Raw genomic sequence first — 19,894 nt, 5'->3', positions numbered from 1 at the left:
AAGCGCGTTTCAGCTTGTGTAGGTAAAAACCTAGAAATACTGTGAAGACATAAGGTGCACATAGTGCAAAAAATTAAAAATAAGACGCCAACTACGTTGTTTTCTTGCTGTTTAATCTGCACAGATGAAGATAACTGAATACCTTCAGTTTCATGATAAGGGGGCTGGCGGAGTTTGTAAAGTAATTTTTTACATTTAATTTATAGCTCCCTGCATGATACCACGTATTATCTATACCAAGGTGTTCTTCTTGTAGATATTATACCAACAATCCACTATTTTTTTTATGTCTTGTGGTTTAGTTTCTGGACCTATACTGATTCTAATTGAACACTCTGCTTGCTCTTTTGTTGCCCCCATTGCAAGCAAAACATGGGAAGGCTCAACTTTTCCAGAAGAACATGCAGAACCATTACTAACTGCAATATGATTCAAGTCAAAATGCATGAGCTGCACATCACTCTTTACTTCTGGCATATAAATAAAACTTGTGTTTGGCAGCCTCTTAGAGTTTTTACCGAAGATTCTTATATCACTGGCAAGATTTAATAATTCACACTCTAATTGATCACGTAGCTCCTTTACTTCATCCATTTTTGATAGAAGGTCTGGAATATTTTGCAGTGCAGCAGAAAGGCCTGCAATCGCAACAATATTTTCCGTACCACCACGAAATCCCTTCTCTTGTCCACCACCTATTATAATAGGTTCTATCGCAAGTTCTTTATTGAATATTAAAACTCCACTGCCTGCTACACCGCCAAATTTATGGGCGGATAAAGTGAGTAAATCCACTCCTAAATCTTCCATATTAACTTTAATTTTTCCAACACTTTGAGCAGTGTCAGTGTGGCAAATTGCTCCAAATTTGTGTGCTATTTCAGCTATTTCCTTAACAGGCTGAATAACTCCGGTTTCGTTATTTGCCATCATAACTGAAACTATTGCTTTGTTTCCTTTAAGTTCGCTTAGAATTTTTTCTAGCTCTAAAAAGTCAACAATGCCCTCCTGATTAACGGGTATTATATATGGATTACATGCAGAATTAAGAATTGAAGGATGCTCTATAGCTGAAATTACATGCAGATAGCCTGCTATTCCTCTCATAACAAGGTTATTCGCTTCAGTCGCACCAGACGTAAAAACTATTTCTTTATCACTTGGAACACCAAGAGCATCACGTATGTTATCTCTTGCATCCTGAAGAATCTTCCTCGCTTCTTGTCCTCTTTTATGTAGTGATGATGGATTGAGCGTTTGTTTTAACAAGACCTCAAATATACTTTTTTTTACATTCTCACTAATTGGAGCAGTTGCATTGTAATCAGCATATACGTAACCACTATTTTCTAAAGAGAATGGACTCATCTGTCACTTAAATAAGTTTACCATCAACTATAGCCATAACTATGTACGTTAGCTTTAACACGATAAAAAATTTATTGCAAAAACAGCGAAATTAATACATAATTAATAATTCATGTCATCAATACCTGTCAAGCAGGTTTTTATTAGGAGTTACCGTGGTAGAAGTTTTTTTGAATAATGCAACAAGAAAGATAGAAGGTGAATACCACCAAAGCAAAGATGCCAACGCGCCGGTTGTGCTGGTTTTACATCATCACCCTCAATATGGTGGTAATATGGGTAGTAAAATTGTACATGGTATATATACGTCTTTTATCGATAACAATTTTTCTGCATTGAAAATTAACTTTCGTGGTGTGGGAAAATCTACCGGAACTTTTGATAAGGGTATAGGAGAATTAACTGACGCTGCGGTAGCTATTGATTGGCTTCAGGAACATAATCCTAGCAACGTTCCAATTTGGATCGCTGGTTTTTCTTTTGGAGCATGGGTGGCTATGCAGCTAACAATGCGTCGCCCTGAGATAGTGGGTTTTATTGCTCTTTCTCTTCCGGTAACTAAGTACGATTTTTCTTTTCTTTCTCCCTGTCCAGTTTCTGGGCTTATAATACAAAGCAGTAACGATACAATCTCAGAAGAAAGCGATGTAACAGAATTAGCAAAAAGGTTAATAAATTCAGTAAAAAGTGATCACATGAAATACCATATAATAGACGATACTAATCACTTTCTAAGGGATAAAGAAGAGGAAGTGACTCAAATCGTAGATGGTTATATAAAACTGCGCTTAAACAGTGCAGCTATTTCTTCTCAAAAGGTCAAAAAAGAGGTAAGGGTAAAAGAATATGCCTAACCTTTACAAACAAGAGAAATGAGTGTAGTAATATAAATGAAAAGGTTTTGTTATGTTTAAAAAGCTATTATTTTTTGTTTTAGCTGTGTTTATGTTATCGGGGTGTTCCCTAAGTAAACAGCGTAAGTTAAAAAGTCCGTGTATAAAAAGCAATGAAAGCGTTTCATGCGAGTTGTACTCTGTTAATGATCATTGGTTAGATAAGTATAAGGCATAGGTAGTTTTAAATTGTGCTATTTTTCCTATTCACAACTTCACTAATGATCGATCTCTCAATTGGAAAATGCAGTCTGCCTTTTCTGCAAGGAGATGATTGTGCGTTACTATAAGCATAGAGCTGTTATTTTCCTTTACGTATGAATGTAGCAGTAAAAACACGTTAAAAGAATTTGTTGGATCTAAATTTCCTGTTGGCTCATCTGCAAGTAAAAGCTTTGGAGAATTTACAATGCTTCTTGCAATTGCAACTCTCTGCCTTTCCCCACCCGAAACTTCAGATACCATGCTACTTGCTTTGTTTTCCAGACCAAATTTTTCCAACATTGCTTGCGAATTTTTTTTTGCTTCAGCTTTGCTTTTTCCTGCAATAAGTTGAGGAAGCATAATATTTTCCAACACCGATAACTCTTGTAACAAATAGTGAAATTGATAAACAAAACTAAGAAAATTTCTTCTTACATGGGTTTTATGCTTATTATTGGCTTGTGTGCAATTTATTCCATCTATCGTAACTATACCTGAAGTTGGCTTGTCCAACAAGCCTGCGATTTGCAATATAGTTGTTTTTCCTGCACCTGAATTGCCAATCAGCGCTACTACTTGCCCTCTTGTGACACTTAGGTTGATGTCTTTTACAACAGCAGAATTGTCCTTGAAGCTTTTATCTACAGAAGTTAGTTCTAGAGCTACATTATCACCCATGTTTAAAAGACCCAGAAGGCATCTAAATTTTGGTAATAATTAAACCGAAAAACTGTTACCACAACCACATTGAGACTTAGCAAGGGTATTCTTTATTTGAAAACCAGAACCACTGAGATCCTCAGTATAATCTATAACTGAGTTATTTAAAAATTTTGCTGAACAATTATCAACCATTAATACAGGATTGCCATTTTCATCATTAATTACTATATCTTTACCTTTTTCGCTAAAACTGGAGTGGCTTCTATAGTCCTCGCTTTCTTCATAGTCATCATCTTCGTCTTCGTCATCAAACTCATCATCGTAATCATCATCTTCATCATCCAAAGATAGATTTTTATTCATTTGATCCATAAGAAAATTGTATTTGAAGCCAGAACATCCACCGCCTGAAACTGCAACCCGCAAAACGGAACTCTTATCCCCTTCCTGCTCTGCAAGAAAGTGGATTTTTTTTAGTGCATTATCAGTTAAGTTGATGTTGTAATTTGTTGACATAGTAACCACCGTTTATTATTGATAATTTATTATAGTAGAAATTTTACATGTCAAACAATAATTTTCTATTAAGTTATGCATGCTTTCCAAGCAAAACAAAAGGGAGATACTTCAAAGAGCCAGAAGATGAGAATCGCAGCTGCTTTCAGCGTGATAGGGATCGCATTGTTCACTCTAATGCGTTTAGGAAATTGGGGTACAAAACACAAGTTTTTATCAATTACGAGCACGATTACTATCGCACTCGGCTGACTCATAGCCTTGAAGTTGCACAAATTGCAAGATCCATCGCACGCAGGCTCAGCTTAGATGAGGACATCACTGAATGCATAGCGCTTGCACATGACCTTGGTCATCCCCCATTTGGTCACACAGGTGAGGATGCTCTAGTTCAAGTTGATAGTGAGAAGTATGAGTTTGATCATAATGTTCAAGCTATAAGGATTTTAACTTATCTTGAACAAAAACATGCTGATTTTGATGGTATGAATCTAAGTTGGGAGGTGATTGAAGGGGTTGCAAAACATAATGGTCCCTTGCTTGGTCAAAACGTGGAGTCTTCTACAAATAATCAGCTGTTATTAGAATATAATGAAAAATATGATCTAAAACTTGAGGAATTTTCAAGCATTGAAGCGCAAGTTGCTTCAATTGCCGATGATATTGCTTACAGTGTTCACGATCTTGATGATGCACTCAGAGCAAATTTAGTAACCATTGAAGATTTGCTGAATGTCCCTTTAATTGGAAAAATGTTTAAAGACGTAAGGAGCGGATATTCAGAATTGCCTCAGAGCAAACTCATACATGAATCACTGAGTGGAACTATAGGAACTATGATAAGTGATGTTGTTTCTCAGACTGAAAGAAATATTGAAGATCATAAAATAAAAAGTGTAGAAGACGTAAGAAGTCTAAATAAAATGCTAGTCACATTTTCACCAGAAGTTGCGAATGCTACAAAAGAAATGAAAAGATTCAACATGGAGAAAATATACAGAAGCTATAAACTGAGTAGAACGATGAACAAAGCGAAACGCATAATACAGGAACTTTTTCAATGTTTTTATGAAAATCCAAGATTACTTCCTACAGAGTGGAGCAAACTTGCTTGTGAATCCCAGCGTTCAATAGTAATATGCGACTATATCTCGGGAATGACAGATAGATTTGCTATACATGAGCACAGGAGAATATTCGACACTTCATATGAAATGACTTCTTTCTAATGACTGATGATCATTTCATGTCAATTGCATTAAGGCTTGCAGAAAAAAATCTTGGGAATGTTGCGTCAAATCCTACTGTCGGGTGTGTTATTGTAAAAGATGGTATAATCATTGGTGAGGGATATACAGGAGTAGGTGGGCGCCCACATGCAGAAGTGGTTGCTTTGCAAAGTGCAGAAGGTTTAACCCATGGTGCAACTATGTATATCACGCTCGAGCCATGTTGCCACTTTGGAGTTACAGGACCATGTACTGCGGAAATCATAAGAGCTGGAATAAAAAGGGTAGTAATTGCAACTATTGACCCAGATAGCAGAGTTTCAGGTGGAGGCATTAAAGCTCTGAAAGAAGCAGGAATTGAAGTTGAGCAAGGTATTATGCAAAAAGAGGCAGAAGAACTGAATGTCGGTTTTTTCACCACTAAAGAATTTCATAGACCATTTATAGCTTGCAAAATTGCAACAACTCTTGACGGAAAAATTGCAACATTTACAGGCGATAGCAAATGGATAACAAGTGAAGATACGAGAAATTGGGTGCATGAGCTTAGAGCAAAATATGATGCAATTATGATTGGCAGCAATACTCTTATTAACGATAATCCACTCTTAACTTGCAGATTACCAGAACTCGGAAGTAGATCGCCAATAAGGCTAATTATAGATAGCCAGGAAAAATTGCAGGAAGAGCATAATATTGCAAAGACTGCAGATAAAGTAATAACTTGGGTGATTACAAACAGAGAAATAGAGAGAAAAATAAAAAACATTAATTATTTGATAGTCAATTCAAATCACAAACCTCCTGTTATTCCAGATGTCACCCCAACACACTCTCCTGTCATTCTAACGCCTTCTCCTGTCATCCCAGTGCCCAGACACTGGGATCCAGAAAACTTCAAGCAATTGCATAATGAAAACTGGATTCCAGCGTCACGCGCTGGAATGACATCGGAGCCTGACATTATCGATAAAGTCTGCCTAAAAGACATGGCATCAAAACTTGTTTCAGAAATTGGCATAACAAGGTTATTAGTTGAAGGTGGAGGAGTGTTAATCACAGAGCTACTGAAGCATAGTTTAATCGACAGGCTGATAATCTGCCGTAGTGGTAAAATTTTAGGTAATGATGCCATCCCCTTTATAGGGAATTTAGGAATTCAATCTATTAACAAGTGCTATCAGTTCAAAAAAACAGAGATAATAGAGTTTAGTGAGGATGTAGCTGAGGTGTGGGATAGATTGCCTTAACCTTTACATATTCAAATGAAAGGAAAAAGAAAGAGGTAGAAAATCTACCTCTGGTTATGCTAATTTATTTAATTAGTTTGAAATATTAAGCGCAGTCTTAAATTGCTGTTTAACAGCATCATTACTAAGTACATCAAGTAATGTTTTTGTTTCTACAACGTTATCTTTATCACCTTCAGGTCCTTTATCACCAACTGGTCCTTTATCACCTTGAGGTCCTTTATCGCCAACTGGTCCTTTATCACCTTGAGGTCCTTTTTCACCAATCGCATTCATTTGCTGATATGAAGCATAAGCTGCTGCGGAAAAATATACAGCTGCAATAGATAGAACTGCAATTCCAGCAGGGCTAGCAACAAGTGCTGAAGATGCAGGGCCAGCAATTACTTTAGTAGCAATTAATATTGCTGCTATTGCTCCCGCTAAAGATGCAAATGCAGCTGTACCTTCAATACTCATTTTTGCTATATGTGCAGTGTTTTCCCACTTCAATATAGTTTGATCCTTACTCATAACAGTTCCCTTAAAATAAGCCTAATAAGAGGATTAAGTATGTGTTAATAATGCATGTTTGTCAAGCCATCCTTTACATTATCATTTAAAGTATATATTTCAAGCTACTTCCTAAACTGTTATCAGTTGTATATAATTAAACGTATGATACACGGCTGGCTGAATCTTAATAAACTAATAGGAATTAGCTCTGCACAGGCTGTAGCCCGAGTCAAAGGGATTTTTGGGATAAAAAAAGCTGGTCATCTGGGAACACTTGATCCTTTAGCTTCAGGTGTGTTGCCAATTGCTCTTGGCGAGGCAACAAAAACTATACCGTATTTATCTTGTGACTTAAAGGCATACGATTTTACAATAAAATGGGGCGAACAAAGAACAACGGATGATTTGGGTGGTGATATCATTAGAACTAGCGATATAAAACCCGAATATAATCAAATAAATTGTGCAATTAAAAATTTTATTGGTGAGATCAAGCAGACTCCTCCTCAATTTTCAGCAATAAAAATTAAAGGAGCAAGGGCGTATAAATTGGCAAGAAGTGGGCAAAAGGTAAATATAAAACCCCGACAAGTCAAAATACATGAGCTGAAATTGATATCTGTGGACACCATAAATAATAGTGCAAATTTTTCTATGATGTGCGGTAGTGGTGTATATGTGAGATCAATTGCTCGGGATCTTGGCATTGCATTAAATTGTTTTGGACACATTACGAAATTAAGAAGAACTATGGTAGGTGACTTTAGAGAAAACGAATCAGTGACAATTGAACAGCTCGCTGAAAGAAACACAATAACTTACTCTCCGATAACAAAAGGTGATACTGGAGTAATAGAAGGTACAGGGAGTAATGCAAAAAGTTTCATCATTCCCATTGAATCGGCTTTAAAATCGATGTTCAAAATTGAAATTTCCCCAGAAGATGCGGGGAAAATCAGAAAAGGTCAGGAAGTTGTATTAAATAACTTGCGTAATTTAAAGAATTATGATATTTGTTGTACGATAGTGGGTAGTGTACCTATTGCAATCTGCAGTTTTATTTATGGTTGTGTGAAACCTATTCGTGTTTTTAATATTTAAAATGAGGTTTAGATGTCGATAACATCCGAAAAGAAAAAGAGTTTGATAAATATATATGCGATTAAAGAGGATGATACAGGTTCATCTTTTGTACAATGTGCAATTTTGACCGAGAGGATCAGTAACTTAACTGAGCATTTTAAAGTGCACAAGCATGACCATCACTCTAAGCGTGGTTTACTTATATTGATAGGTAGAAGACGCAAGCACTTAAATTATATAAAGCGTAAATTTGGTAATGAAGCCTACCAGGAATTAATAGAGAAGTTAGGCATTAGAAAATAATCGAGGAATTTAGTATGTTTAAAATTATAAAAAAATCTATAGAGTGGGGTGGTCGTGCCTTATCTTTAGAAACAGGAAAAATAGCACGCCAAGCTCATGGTTCAGTAGTTGTAAATTACGGTGATACTTCTGTTTTAGTAACTGTTGTACGTAAAAAGAAGGAAGAAAGCGTTGATTTCCTACCTTTAAATGTGCAGTTTATCGCAAAAAGCTATGCCATGGGTAAGATCCCTGGTGGTTTTTTTAAAAGGGAAGGCAAGCCATCTGATAGAGAAACTTTAATCTCAAGAGTAATAGATAGGAGTGTAAGGCCACTCTTTCCAGAAGGATTTCATGATGAAATTAGTGTGGTGTGTAATCTATTAACTTATGATACAGTCAATCCTCCTGAAGTGCCAGCATTGATTGGTGCTGTTGCAGCTCTTGCGGTTTCTGGTGTTCCTTTTCACTTTACTATAGCTGGAGTGATAGTTGGTTGTGATGAAAATAATAACTATATACTCAACCCTTCTGTTCAAGAGATGAAAGCAAGCAGCTTGGATCTGTTTTTGTCTGGTGATGAAAATTCGATTTTAATGGTTGAGTCAGAAGTGAAAGAGCTCTCTGAAGAAAATGTTTTTAATGCAATAAAATTTGGCCATGAACACCTTAAACCTGTCATTAAGCTCATAAAAGAGTTTGCTGATACAGTTGGCAATAAGCCTGAAAGCTTTGCTCCTGTTGATACATCAGATATAACACAAGAGCTCGAAAAATACGGTAAAGATTTTGAAAAAGCATATTCGCAAACAGTAAAACAAGAGCGAGTTCAAGCTCTAGAAGCGGTCAGAGAGAATATATTGAATACTCTTAAAGAGACTGGAAAAGATGAAAAGTTAATTACGTATGCAGTAAAAAACTTTGAAAGATCTTTAGTACGTGAAATAATTAGGAAGAAAGGTGTAAGGATAGACGGTCGTAAGCATGATGAGATACGTCAGATAGAAGTTGAAGTTGATATTCTGTCCAGAACTCACGGTTCTGCGCTGTTTACAAGAGGCAACACTCAGGCATTGGTTGTTACTGCTCTTGGTACTACTCAAGATGAGCAAATTGTGGATGATATTGAAGGGGATAGACGTGAGCATTTCATGTTGCATTATAACTTTCCCTCATTTGCTGTTGGAGAAACTTCTGCTGCACGTGCACCAGGAAGAAGAGAAGTCGGTCATGGCAAACTTGCTTGGAAAGCAATTCATCCTGTTTTACCCGATAAATCTGAATTTCCTTATACAATAAGAGTAGTATCCGAAATTTTGGAGTCTGATGGTTCTTCTTCTATGGCAACAGTTTGTGGGACTTCTCTTGCTTTAATGGATACGGGTGTGCCAATAAAGGCCCCTGTTGCTGGAGTTGCTATGGGCCTTATTAAAGATAAAGACGAGTATGTGATACTTTCCGATATATTGGGTGATGAAGATTATCTTGGTGATATGGACTTTAAAGTAGCAGGAACTAGTGAAGGGGTTACGGCACTACAAATGGATATGAAAATTTCTGGTATAAGCTTTGAAATTGTTGAAAAATCTTTAGAACAGGCAAAAGCTGGAAGATTACATATTTTAGAAAAAATGAATGCAGTGATTTCAGAACACAGTGATGACGTCAAAGACCATGCACCAAGGATGTTATCATTTTACATAGATAAAGACAAAATTTCTGCAGCTATTGGTGCTAAAGGAAAAAATATACGCAGTGTGTGTGAAAGAAGTAATGCAAAAATTGAAATAGGAGATGATGGTAAAGTTTCTGTTTTTGCCACGAGTGGCACTGAAGCTGAAATTGCAAAGAGTATGATGATTGATTCAATAACAGAACTAGAACAAGGTTCTATAGTTGATGTCAAAGTTGTAAAAATAGAGAAGTCTATTGTAGAGCTTGAATTTCTTAATGGCAGAAAAGGAAAAATGCACATAAGTGAAGTAGCTAATGAACACATAGATTCTATAGAGAGCATACTTAAACAAGATGATACTTTCAAAGCACTAGTAATTGACTTCGAAAAAGGTGGATGTCCAAAGTTGTCAAGACGTCGAGTTGATCAAGAGACGGGAGAGTTTTTTGAAGGTGAGCTTTACAACGAGAAAAGGAAAGATGGTCCAAATGACAGGGATAATTATTACAATAATTCATTTAATAGAAAACCTGGAGGAAGTTACCATAAGAAGCCTTCTCGTCCTCGTTCTGGTTTCAGCAACAGAAATAAGCCGAAATTTGGTAATAATGATTCATCATCAGGCTTTTATTAAAAGTAAACTTCTTGCGTTACCTCTTGTCATCCAAGTAGCTTGACTACTTGGACCAGAGACTTTTTCAAATTGGTAGATAATAGAAATAATTTGTGTTAACTAGCTAAAGATCTTAGGTTTGCCAACATTCCGCTACGTGTTAGCGGCTGAGATACCGCGAATGAATCGCGGTATGACGTAGGGCTGCACTAGCTATATAGGATTACCACGATGGATTTTTAAGATCATTTACGGCCTTCTTAATATCTTCAGCCTTGAATATCGCCGATCCCGCAACTAAAATATCAGCACCTGCTTTTATTATATCAGTTGCGTTAGAAAAGTTAATTCCACCATCTACTGAAATTTGTGTTTTAAGATTACGCTCCTGTATCATTTTTTTTATAGTAGATATCTTGTTCAACTGTGAATGAATAAATTCCTGCCCTCCAAAGCCAGGGTTGACTGTCATAATCAGCACAATATCTAGCTCATGTATTATGTATTCAAGCACACTTGGGGAAGTTGAAGGAACAATTGAGACTCCAGCTTGAATCGTTTTTTTTGCGTCGTTTACATTTTTGTATGACTTTATCTTTCTTATCAACCTCTCAAGGTGTATCTCTGCTTCTGCATGTACAGTGATAATATCAGCACCAGCATTTATAAAGCTTTCAATGTGGTTACCAGGAGATTTGACCATTAAATGCACATCAAAAGGAAGATTGCTATATTTACGTATTGCAGAGACAACGCTAGGACCAATTGTAATATTTGGAACGAAATTCCCATCCATAACGTCTATGTGTATGTAATCTACACCTAAATCGCTAATTTTTCTTACTTCTTCTCCTAATTTTGCAAAGTCTGCTGAAAGTATAGAAGGTGCAATTTTAATACTCATGAGCTGTTTTTTACTAAAAAATAACTTATTTTTAAGACTCTGTCACCCTAATACTATTTGCATCATCTGAGTAGCTATAGGAACTGGATACCGATATCGGCGATGGTTTATGCCTATTTAACTAGATCTTAAATTAGATAAAAAAAGGTAGTCTTGATAAAACTTATTTACAACAAGTTTTTTTACATTTGGATTTTCTGTTTGTTCTTTTTTGTACCCTAATTTATAGCTTATTGAATCCTTATATGAACTGATCGTTTTGTATGCTTTGTTCATCTCTCTAGGAAAGATGCCATTAGCAATTACGACGCATAACCCTGTAGCTGTTGCAAAAGCTAGAGTGGTAAATGCTAGATTTTGTAAAAAATTCCTTCCACTAATTTTTTTTTCCTGTATATTAGCAGAGTGCGATTTGTTTGACGCTTCTTCTAGATGTTCATGCCATATATGATTGCAGTTCGTACACTTTACCTTTCTTCCAAATGCACCAATTTGCTCAGAAGATACTAAGTAAGTTTTAGTACAACTATTACATTGTATTTTCATAGCACTTACATATAAGGTGGTAACAAGCTCAAATGATACAGAGCTATAAATTTAATATTAATATATATAACAAATGGAAGGTTTGCAACTAAAAAAAACACAAAGTGAGATAGAAAATATTTGGAAAAATAGAGAAAAATTTAATGACTGTAACCTAAAGGAAACAGCAAGAATAGCAATTAAAGAGGTAATTGAGCTCCTTGATAGTGGCAAAATTAGAGTAGCAGAAAAGCTATCAAGTGGAGAATGGGTAGTACATAAGTGGATAAAGCAGGCAATATTATTACATTTTCTCACTGAAGAAAACAAAATAATAGACAATACCAATTGCTGGTTTGACAAGATCGGTAACAAATTTAGTGAATGGAATGAGGAGAAATTTCGCCAGTTAAAAATTAGAGCAGTTCCTGGGTGTTTTGTCCGCCGATCTGCTTATATAGGTACAAATGTTGTTCTAATGCCAAGTTTTATCAACGTTGGTGCATATGTTGATTCAGGAACAATGATAGATACCTGGTCAACGATTGGTAGCTGTGCGCAAATAGGAAAAAACTGCCATATTTCCGGTGGAGTGGGAATAGGTGGAGTCCTTGAGCCTATTCAAGCTTCACCTGTCATTATAGAAGATAATTGCTTTATTGGAGCACGTAGCGAGGTAGCCGAGGGTGTGGTAGTGAGAGAAGGATCAGTCCTTGGCATGGGTGTGTTTATTGGAGCATCAACAAAGATTATTGATAGAGAAACTAGCGAGGTATTTTATGGCGAAGTGCCACCTTATTCTGTAGTGGTACCAGGGTCTATTCCATCTAAAAATAACATTTCAACCTATTGTGCAGTTATAGTAAAAAAAGTGGATGAAAAGACGAGATCGAAAACCTCTATAAATGAAATATTGAGGGATTAAACTATCTCACTGCTTGTCGTCACTTTTTTTATCATTATTACTAACCACAGTAATGGCATACGCACATAACTCTGAGAAAGAGACTCCATTTTCTTGAGATAGTTTATATAATTTTTGTAGACTTTCTTTTACTTTATTAGGGATATTCCCTCCACGTTCTTTTACAAGCCAGGAATCTTGATGATGAATTGGATGAGCATCACTTTTTGGATTTCCTATATATATTGCAAAAGGTGAACTTTGTCCTTTGAAGTCACATTGTACAGTAAATTTTTTTATAGATTCAGCCATCTAAAGACCTCTACTTTTCTTTTTGGTCGATTTTATAGCAGGTGGAAGAGGTGGTTTCTTTATAAAATCTTGTCTATTGACAACACTTTCTTTACCTTCCAAAGCTCGGCGAACATCAGCTCTGCTTAATTGCGACTCTTTTGCTACCTTCATTCCATGCTTTGCCATAATATTAGCATATGCTAGTACTTTTTTTACCAATTCTAGATCACCATCTAGCATTTGAACTAGCACTTGAAACACTTCCGCTAAAGTTAGTCCATCAGCATTTATAACCTTGTTTTCTATAAAATTGACAGCTTCTTCAAATTTGTATTCAATACTATCATCTTGAGGTATAAGGGCAACATAATCGGTGTTTTTGTCGTCCATAACTGAAGCACTATTACTCACAAACTTAAGTTTATACTATATATATAAATACTCTACTATTTTACATTATGGCACGCTATAGTTAAACATTTATTAATAACATGCTCACTTATATACACGAATTAATTGACAAAAGTCAAGGATCAATATCCATCAGTGATTTCATGAATGCCGTTTTGTACCATGAAAAATACGGCTATTATACGAGTAGATTACCACTTGGTAAGGATGGTGATTTTACTACTGCACCTGAGATCAGCCAATTATTTGGTGAAGTAATTGCAGTTTGGATAATGCATACATGGGAAAAATTAGGAAAGCCATCAAAATTTTCTCTAGTTGAACTTGGGCCAGGCAAAGGAACACTCATTCACGATATAATAAGAGTCACTAAAAAATACAGCAGCTTTTTTAATTCAATGTTGATCCACTTAGTTGAAATAAGCCCTACTTTACGGAAGATACAAAAGGAAAAATTAAAAGGCTTAGGTGTTAATTGGCACAAAGATATTGACAACCTACCAGAACAACCAACCATTTTTTTAGCAAATGAGTTCTTTGACGCTCTTCCGATAGATCAGTTTGTATATCGTGATGAGGGGTGGTATGAAAATATGGTGACAAAACAAGATGATGGCAGTCTCTTGGTGTCATGCCAGTGCGTGACACTGGCATCCAGAAAAAAAGAATCATGGATTCCAGTGTCAGCTACTTGCATGACAGGGGGTTTCGATGGTGCAGTGGTGGAAATATGTTCAACTGGGGTTGAAATATTAAAAAAACTTGAGAAGAAGATACATAATAATAAAGGAGCTGCTTTGATTATAGATTACGGTTATGTATACCCCGCATATAAGAGCACTTTGCAATCGATAAAACAACATAAGTATGCTAATTTTCTTGAGAATGTTGGTAATAGTGATATTACTGCACTTGTGAACTTTCAAGCATTAAAAGATTCATTAAAACACGTAGATTGCGAGATTTTAACTCAAAGAGAATTTTTATATCTTTTTGGCATAAAAGAAAGAACCCAGGCTTTAATGAAAAGCGCAAGTGATGAACAAAAGAATAGGATCTTTAGTGAATTCTTAAGGTTGACTGAAAATATGGGCACTCTTTTTAAAGCAATGCTATTGATAGCATTGCTAAAATAATTTATGTTGTTGGGAATGTTGTAACAAAATTAGGTATATTGGTACATACCTAAGTGGGGTAAAAGGAGGCTGACATAGCGGGTTTTATACTATTCTAGAAGTAATATGCGGAAAAGGGGGGATTCGAACCCCCGACATATTTTCATATGTGCACGCTTTCCAAGCGTGTGCTTTAGACCACTCAGCCACCTTTCCATGCATATTCATAATATTGAAAATTGTGCTGCTAAACAATATAAAAACCTGGTATATAGGGTTCACCACGAAAATTTACAGTATTGTTAAACTTGCTTCTGCAAGTTGGAAATGTTTTATCGCAACCTGCGAGTATTGAATATTTATCTCCAGCAAAAATTTGGTATGAAGGCGAAGTAAACAATGTAACTACTTTATTTTTATATTCTTTTACTATACCTTCAAATGCTGTTGAGCCAAAGAATTTCACTACTCCGTGCTTATAATATTCATCACTCTCAGTTAAATTCGTGTCTTCAAATCTTCTTTCGTCTATTACTTTAGTGATTGTACTTATTTTACTAAATTTTTTAGTATCGGCTTTGCATTTATCATCGCAAAATTGTGCTCTGCATGCAGGAGAGTATAATTCTGCTATGCTTCTCTCAAGCTTTGCTGAGAGCCCTCTAATTTCAACAATAAATCTTCCACTACTTAATGTCACTTTACCAAAAGTTCCTGAATGTAGATTCATTGTTCCCTGGGTCAAGTCTTTATAATTCACAAGAAATATTTCAATATTTGCAAAGTCGTACTTTCCTGATAAAACATCTTCTTCTTTAATATCACCACTATTTAATATCCCTTCAATTTCTAGATTATCAGTTTTTAAATCGCTGTTTAATATTATACTACTTGCTGTAAATCCACTTGAAGATTTATAGAGTATATTATTAATATTTAAATCTTCATCATAGTCAGTGAATCCCATTACTTCTCCACCTGCGAGCTTTAATTTCCAGCACGTAGCGGTGGTAAGTAATTCTCCAGCTAAATGATTTTTTAGTGTGGTTTGCATAGGGGCCTCCTGTTTAATTGATTGAATTTGAAAGTAGCTATACGGCTAGTAGATAAGCCAGTGTGTTCTTTTCCCGTCATCTGAGTAGCTATAGAGTGTCATTCCAGTAACCATAGGGTGTCATTCCAGTAACCATAGGGTGTCATTCCAGTAACCATAGGGTGTCATTCCAGTAACCATAGGGTGTCATCCCAGTAACCATAGGGTGTCATCCCAGTGCGTGACACTGGGATGGCTTTGTTGCATAGCAACCGAAAAAATCTGGTGGCTACTGACAAAATTCATTATAAATAACCATTTAACTGTTGAAGAAAAAATATGCCACAGAAAATGAAAGTCAGTAACCAAAACGAATATAACAAATTCCTTGAAAAAAGGGGAAATATTTTTCGTTACATCGATGAAGCTATCGAAAATTGGTATGAAAATAGTCCAAAAATGCAGGGCGGCAACTATATTTACAGTGATAAAGTCGTAATTTTGGTGCATATAATTGTCAATCTTTTTAGAATTGGGTTAAGACAAACGGTGGGGTTTATAAAAGGATATCTGCAACAAATAGGAAAAAATTTGGCAGTTATCAGCTATTCACAAGCATCAAGAAGGTTTAAAAAACTTAATATTAAGATAAATGATTGCAGGGTTGATAAAAGCAACATGGAAAATATTGAAATTATCATAGATAGCACAAGTATCAGCATTTACAGTAACACTCCTGGCCACAGTAAGGAAAACAGTGCAGATAGAAAGTACCGAAGCTACGAGCAAGTAAGAAAGTTACATGTTATGTTAAGTGTGAATAGTAAAAAAGCTATAGCTGCAAGATACAGTAATGGCGTCTACTCTGACCACTATGGAGCTTGCGATTTGCTTGAAGAAGTTAATTTTCAGCACAAAATAAAAGCATTATATGCAGATAGGGCATACGATAGGCACAAACTTTATAAATTGTGTAAGAAATACGATATAAAGACAAAAGTTCTACCAAAAAAGGATGCAGCAGAACATTCAAAAATAGATTATATGTCTGACAGGAATGCTGCTATTAGGTTAATAAAATTATATGGACAAGATGGTGTAAAAGAGTGGAAAAAGGAAGCAATTTATGGAAAGAGATCTTACATAGAAGGATTTTTCTCAAGGTTGAAGCAAGTATTTGGATTTAGCTTTAGGAATAAATCTGAAGTAAATCGTGAAAAAGAATTACTAATTAAGTGCTATTTGCTCAACAAATTCACTGATATTGGTATGGCTAAATTTGAAATCATTACATAAATTTGTCGTAAACCATCACTGCTTAAGGTGCTATGCAACAAAGCCCACTGGGATCTAATTTTACCTGACTATGTTATCATATAAATCTACCCAATTTGGATTTTCTTTTTCGATCAAATCAGTCTTCCATTTTCTTTTCCAACTTTTTAACAGTCTTTCTCTATTAAGAGCTGAATTTATATCTTGAAATTCTTCAAAATGAACTAATTTATGTACATTGTATTTTGATGTAAAGCCAGAAATAACTTTACTCTTATGTTCCCAGATTCGTTTAATCAGATTTGATGTTATACCTGTATATAAAGTTCGATTATTCTTGCTTGCAAGTATGTAAACGTAATAATTTTGCATATAACTTAGATCCCAGTGGGCTTTGTTGCATCGCTACTTATGAAAGGCTAACTATAGCTAGGATTATAAGCAACCTATTGAAAATCTTGTTTTTTTGCAATCAATCTGATCAAATTTAAGAATAGTAATTTATTATTTATATTAATAAACTTAATTCTATTGAAAATAGCTAAAGCATTGAAATTCTTGAATTTTAGCCGGATTAGTGAGTGGTAGTGAAATTTCTTTTACTCAAATTTAGGTATTCACTGACCGTTCTTGTTATAAATACCAGAATAATAAGCTACTGATATTCTCCATCTTTTTTATCTTTAATCCATCATAGCTAGCGATGCAACAAAGCCATCCCAGTGTCACGCACTGGGATGACAGGAGAGAGGACACTATATGTTTATTTGATTGACAAATAAACACTAACAAATAAGATACACACCACATTAAATTGTGGTGTGTACTAGCTGGTTAGAAAGAAAACTTCACACCAGTAAGAAGGAGAATTCCTTGGTTAGAAGGTGCCTCTTCTGTGGTACTACCTGCTTTTGTAATCTTATGATTTGCGTTTTGTTTCTCGTTAGTCATAAAATAATGGAGAGCTGCGTAAGGAACAAATTTGCTCTTACTGCATGCAGGAGATAGATCATATTGAACGCCAAGTGCGCCATCGTGAAGCATATCTCCATCATTCATTCTGCTACCAAAGTACGTCAAACTTGTGTAGATATTCTCATATTGATAGCCAGCTCCTACAGTCCAATACATGGTGTCCATACTATCTTCACCAAATTGAGCTTTCAGCCCTTCCATTCTTTTGTTAGCATCAGGAAGCAGTTCATATTTTTCAATTTTATTATTAGCATCTTTTGTCAGTATTTCAATACCTTTTGGTTGACCAGATTTGCCCAGATATGCAAAAGAGGCAGCAAATTTTATGCCTTGATCCTCATTAATCTTATAATCAGCGCTTACACCCAAATTAACACCCATAAGGTCATTGTACTCTACAAATTCCTTATAAAGATGCTTATCTTTACTTGGTTTTTTCGCTTGACCATACTCACCAACTGCAGAAGTTTTAACTTTCACCTTATATTTATCAAAGTCATATTCATATGATGCACCAGCACTTATTATGTGCTCATAGTCTGGACCGACATGTTTTATCTCTTCCTTATGTTTTATTTTATCATTATCTGTACTATCCTTGAAAGGAACTGTTTCTTTTACAGTAAACAAGCTACTATCATAACGAGGTGAGTAGCTGATACCAAATCTTGCGCCCATATAATTTGGTGAGTAGTAAGCAACTCTAAATGGCAGTGTAGTCATAACATCTTTGTTGTATTTCCCTGCCATGCGGAAAGAGAATTTTTCACTTTCACTCGAAAAACTTTCAGTGTAAAGACGTGGTGTTACATAAAATGGAAAGCTCGCAGCGCTTCCTTCTAAGTTCACTTTTCTGAACCAGTCACTATCTGCAGCTCCGTCAACAGTTGCAATTCTTGTTGCATCAAGTCTCATCAGAGCCTCAGGACCAAATTGATAACCAAGCTTTAGATCACCATGTTTTGAATTTAAAAATACATGTGCACTCCTGCTCCTTGCAGCGTAAACACCCTGTGAAGCCCCTTTGCCTTCTGTAACTGGGACGTGAAATTGCACGTCAGCACCATAAAGAAGACCTAAATCTTCATTTTTATTTTCTGCTCTGAGGTGTAATATCGCATCAGCAGTCATACCCATATCGTTGCTGTAATCACCAATATTTCCTATTCCACTAGGGAATACGGGATTTGCTCCTTGTATCTTATCCTGAGGGGCAGTATAATACTCTATAGATCTGTTTAGCATAACGTTGTAACGTTTATACTCTTCACCACTTGGCCCTGCTTTGCCATAGCTTTGAGCATCAACAACACCACCAAAAGTTATTCTTAAGCCATCTTTTCCTTGGTTGGTGTCGATAATATCAACTCCACCAACTGAAACAACAGGACTTGCCTTACCTTTTTCCTCTGTATTTTTGTTAACAACTTTTACATCCTTCTTTACATCTTTAGCTTTAATTTTAGCATTCTTAGTTTTAGAAGCCTTAGTTTTTGAAACTTTACCTTTTTCTATATTAGAATTCTTAGCATTTAGAGCTTTCGCTTTTGAATCCTCTATAAGCTTTGCTTTTTTCTCATTTGCTAGCCTGATCTCCTCTTTTTTCTTCTGCTCGGCTGCTAATCTTAGCTCCTCTTTTTTCTTAAGCTCTTCAGCTTTTTTTCTTGGATCAGCATTACATATTCTGTCCATCTTTTCTTTCAGTTTTTTATTTGATGTTTTCATAACTTCTGTTTTTCCAGAAGTTTTTGTGCTCTCTTGCTTTTTTATTTCCTTCATACTCTCATCAGGAAAGTCAGCTGCAAAACTGCTGAAAGAACATAAAGTTAATAAAGAAACTAGAGCAGTTCTAGTATAAATAGATTTTTTCATGAAGTGCCCCCAAAAAATTTCGAAATCATTGTCTTAAATGTAAATATATAAAAATGTTGAAAATTCAACTTAAAGCAATCTTATAGCGAAAACAAAAGTAAAGTGCAACACCTTAAAAACAACTTTTTTAATATGCCTAACGTTTATATTAACCAAAATTTAGCACAAAGGTTAATATTTTTTGCCTGCTGGTGCATTATAACTCTACTATTTATTCTATGGAAGTAAAATTTTTTTATTCTAGCAATAGAAAGATTATAGAAAATACTATTGACAATAATATCAATCTACATTATAGTTAAATAAATTGTTTAG

General features: G+C 35.5%; 23 protein-coding genes and 1 tRNA gene. 11 read left to right on the top strand and 13 right to left on the bottom strand.

Features of this window, described 5'->3' with window-relative positions; all coding sequences use genetic code 11:
• Positions 1-231: 231 nt before the first annotated feature.
• Positions 232-1,368 carry a cysteine desulfurase family protein gene (locus OOK92_RS01515; RefSeq protein ID WP_264736021.1) on the bottom strand — a complete coding sequence of 379 codons (1,137 nt, stop codon included), beginning with the start codon at positions 1,366-1,368 and terminating at the stop codon, positions 232-234.
• A gap of 155 nt (positions 1,369-1,523) precedes the next feature.
• On the opposite strand from OOK92_RS01515, the gene OOK92_RS01510 reads away from it, so the two are divergent.
• Positions 1,524-2,222, top strand: a complete 699-nt coding sequence (locus OOK92_RS01510; protein ID WP_264687881.1) for an alpha/beta hydrolase — start codon at positions 1,524-1,526, stop codon at positions 2,220-2,222.
• 246 nt (positions 2,223-2,468) lie between these two features.
• Here the strand turns inward: OOK92_RS01510 and OOK92_RS01505 are convergent, their stop codons facing one another.
• Together OOK92_RS01505 and OOK92_RS01500 are read right to left on the bottom strand one after the other, a co-directional pair.
• A complete protein-coding gene (locus OOK92_RS01505; protein WP_253309781.1) occupies positions 2,469-3,143 on the bottom strand; it encodes an ABC transporter ATP-binding protein in 675 nt (224 codons plus the stop codon).
• A 39-nt stretch (positions 3,144-3,182) separates the two neighbouring features.
• Positions 3,183-3,644 carry a HesB/IscA family protein gene (locus OOK92_RS01500; RefSeq protein WP_253309780.1) on the bottom strand — a complete coding sequence of 154 codons (462 nt, stop codon included), beginning with the start codon at positions 3,642-3,644 and terminating at the stop codon, positions 3,183-3,185.
• Between the two features lie 47 nt (positions 3,645-3,691).
• On the opposite strand from OOK92_RS01500, the gene OOK92_RS01495 reads away from it, so the two are divergent.
• Positions 3,692-4,873 (top strand): deoxyguanosinetriphosphate triphosphohydrolase, encoded by a 1,182-nt coding sequence (locus OOK92_RS01495; RefSeq protein ID WP_264736020.1) that lies wholly within the window; start codon positions 3,692-3,694, stop codon positions 4,871-4,873.
• Positions 4,873-6,123 carry a bifunctional diaminohydroxyphosphoribosylaminopyrimidine deaminase/5-amino-6-(5-phosphoribosylamino)uracil reductase RibD gene (gene ribD / locus OOK92_RS01490; protein WP_264736019.1) on the top strand — a complete coding sequence of 417 codons (1,251 nt, stop codon included), beginning with the start codon at positions 4,873-4,875 and terminating at the stop codon, positions 6,121-6,123. Before OOK92_RS01495 ends, ribD begins: the two co-directional genes overlap by 1 nt.
• Before the next feature lie 72 nt (positions 6,124-6,195).
• Here the strand turns inward: ribD and OOK92_RS01485 are convergent, their stop codons facing one another.
• A complete protein-coding gene (locus OOK92_RS01485; protein ID WP_264736018.1) occupies positions 6,196-6,636 on the bottom strand; it encodes a collagen-like triple helix repeat-containing protein in 441 nt (146 codons plus the stop codon).
• A 144-nt stretch (positions 6,637-6,780) separates the two neighbouring features.
• On the opposite strand from OOK92_RS01485, the gene truB reads away from it, so the two are divergent.
• Genes truB through pnp form a run of 3 tightly spaced genes read left to right on the top strand, consistent with a single transcriptional unit; the run spans position 6,781 to position 10,292 of the window.
• The gene (truB, locus tag OOK92_RS01480) at positions 6,781-7,719 is read left to right on the top strand and encodes a tRNA pseudouridine(55) synthase TruB (RefSeq protein WP_264736017.1); all 939 of its coding nucleotides are present in this window, start codon (positions 6,781-6,783) and stop codon (positions 7,717-7,719) included.
• Positions 7,720-7,731: 12 nt separating this feature from the next.
• Positions 7,732-8,004, top strand: coding sequence for a 30S ribosomal protein S15 (gene rpsO, locus OOK92_RS01475; RefSeq protein WP_006279944.1), 273 nt, complete (start codon positions 7,732-7,734; stop codon positions 8,002-8,004).
• A 14-nt stretch (positions 8,005-8,018) separates the two neighbouring features.
• Positions 8,019-10,292, top strand: coding sequence for a polyribonucleotide nucleotidyltransferase (gene pnp / locus OOK92_RS01470; RefSeq protein WP_264736016.1), 2,274 nt, complete (start codon positions 8,019-8,021; stop codon positions 10,290-10,292).
• Between the two features lie 202 nt (positions 10,293-10,494).
• Here pnp and rpe read toward each other — a convergent pair whose 3' ends face one another.
• Together rpe and OOK92_RS01460 are read right to left on the bottom strand one after the other, a co-directional pair.
• Positions 10,495-11,175 carry a ribulose-phosphate 3-epimerase gene (gene rpe / locus OOK92_RS01465; RefSeq protein ID WP_253309921.1) on the bottom strand — a complete coding sequence of 227 codons (681 nt, stop codon included), beginning with the start codon at positions 11,173-11,175 and terminating at the stop codon, positions 10,495-10,497.
• A 117-nt stretch (positions 11,176-11,292) separates the two neighbouring features.
• Positions 11,293-11,721: a zinc-ribbon domain-containing protein gene (locus OOK92_RS01460; protein WP_264731275.1), complete on the bottom strand. Its 429-nt coding sequence runs from the start codon at positions 11,719-11,721 to the stop codon at positions 11,293-11,295.
• 73 nt (positions 11,722-11,794) lie between these two features.
• Here OOK92_RS01460 and dapD point away from each other — a divergent pair, with 73 nt between their 5' ends.
• The gene (gene dapD, locus OOK92_RS01455; protein ID WP_253309923.1) at positions 11,795-12,625 is read left to right on the top strand and encodes a 2,3,4,5-tetrahydropyridine-2,6-dicarboxylate N-succinyltransferase; all 831 of its coding nucleotides are present in this window, start codon (positions 11,795-11,797) and stop codon (positions 12,623-12,625) included.
• A 6-nt stretch (positions 12,626-12,631) separates the two neighbouring features.
• On the opposite strand, the gene OOK92_RS01450 is transcribed toward dapD, so the two are convergent.
• Together OOK92_RS01450 and OOK92_RS01445 are read right to left on the bottom strand one after the other, a co-directional pair.
• Positions 12,632-12,916 (bottom strand): DUF2610 domain-containing protein, encoded by a 285-nt coding sequence (locus tag OOK92_RS01450; RefSeq protein ID WP_007549418.1) that lies wholly within the window; start codon positions 12,914-12,916, stop codon positions 12,632-12,634.
• Positions 12,917-13,288: a hypothetical protein gene (locus tag OOK92_RS01445; RefSeq protein ID WP_353273101.1), complete on the bottom strand. Its 372-nt coding sequence runs from the start codon at positions 13,286-13,288 to the stop codon at positions 12,917-12,919.
• Between the two features lie 101 nt (positions 13,289-13,389).
• Here OOK92_RS01445 and OOK92_RS01440 point away from each other — a divergent pair, with 101 nt between their 5' ends.
• On the top strand, positions 13,390-14,445 hold the full coding sequence (locus tag OOK92_RS01440) for a class I SAM-dependent methyltransferase (RefSeq protein ID WP_264736015.1): 1,056 nt from the start codon (positions 13,390-13,392) through the stop codon (positions 14,443-14,445).
• Between the two features lie 108 nt (positions 14,446-14,553).
• Here OOK92_RS01440 and OOK92_RS01435 read toward each other — a convergent pair.
• Both OOK92_RS01435 and OOK92_RS01430 read right to left on the bottom strand, forming a co-directional pair.
• Positions 14,554-14,640, bottom strand: a tRNA-Ser gene (locus OOK92_RS01435).
• A 31-nt stretch (positions 14,641-14,671) separates the two neighbouring features.
• Positions 14,672-15,478 carry a DUF2163 domain-containing protein gene (locus OOK92_RS01430; RefSeq protein WP_264731267.1) on the bottom strand — a complete coding sequence of 269 codons (807 nt, stop codon included), beginning with the start codon at positions 15,476-15,478 and terminating at the stop codon, positions 14,672-14,674.
• Between the two features lie 205 nt (positions 15,479-15,683).
• On the opposite strand from OOK92_RS01430, the gene OOK92_RS01425 reads away from it, so the two are divergent.
• Complete coding sequence (locus OOK92_RS01425) at positions 15,684-15,812, top strand: hypothetical protein (protein ID WP_264735543.1); 129 nt, start codon at positions 15,684-15,686, stop codon at positions 15,810-15,812.
• On the top strand, positions 15,797-16,753 hold the full coding sequence (locus OOK92_RS01420; protein ID WP_264735368.1) for an IS5 family transposase: 957 nt from the start codon (positions 15,797-15,799) through the stop codon (positions 16,751-16,753). The genes OOK92_RS01425 and OOK92_RS01420 overlap by 16 nt, the downstream gene beginning before the upstream one ends.
• Positions 16,754-16,813: 60 nt before the next feature.
• On the opposite strand, the gene OOK92_RS01415 is transcribed toward OOK92_RS01420, so the two are convergent.
• Positions 16,814-17,104, bottom strand: coding sequence for a GIY-YIG nuclease family protein (locus OOK92_RS01415; protein ID WP_253309591.1), 291 nt, complete (start codon positions 17,102-17,104; stop codon positions 16,814-16,816).
• Between OOK92_RS01415 and OOK92_RS01410 the strand changes: the two genes are divergently transcribed.
• Positions 17,074-17,223: a hypothetical protein gene (locus OOK92_RS01410; protein WP_264736014.1), complete on the top strand. Its 150-nt coding sequence runs from the start codon at positions 17,074-17,076 to the stop codon at positions 17,221-17,223. The genes OOK92_RS01415 and OOK92_RS01410 overlap by 31 nt on opposite strands.
• Before the next feature lie 142 nt (positions 17,224-17,365).
• Here the strand turns inward: OOK92_RS01410 and OOK92_RS01405 are convergent, their stop codons facing one another.
• Both OOK92_RS01405 and OOK92_RS01400 read right to left on the bottom strand, forming a co-directional pair.
• Positions 17,366-17,542 (bottom strand): hypothetical protein, encoded by a 177-nt coding sequence (locus OOK92_RS01405; protein ID WP_264736012.1) that lies wholly within the window; start codon positions 17,540-17,542, stop codon positions 17,366-17,368.
• Between the two features lie 24 nt (positions 17,543-17,566).
• The gene (locus OOK92_RS01400; RefSeq protein ID WP_264736011.1) at positions 17,567-19,579 is read right to left on the bottom strand and encodes a WD0745 family porin; all 2,013 of its coding nucleotides are present in this window, start codon (positions 19,577-19,579) and stop codon (positions 17,567-17,569) included.
• Between the last annotated feature and the right edge of the window lie 315 nt (positions 19,580-19,894).

This window comes from Wolbachia endosymbiont (group A) of Rhinocyllus conicus (genome assembly GCF_947250775.1).
GTDB lineage: Bacteria > Pseudomonadota > Alphaproteobacteria > Rickettsiales > Anaplasmataceae > Wolbachia.
The sequence above is the reverse complement of the archived record's forward strand: the minus strand, read 5'-3'. Positions and strand labels throughout refer to the sequence as shown.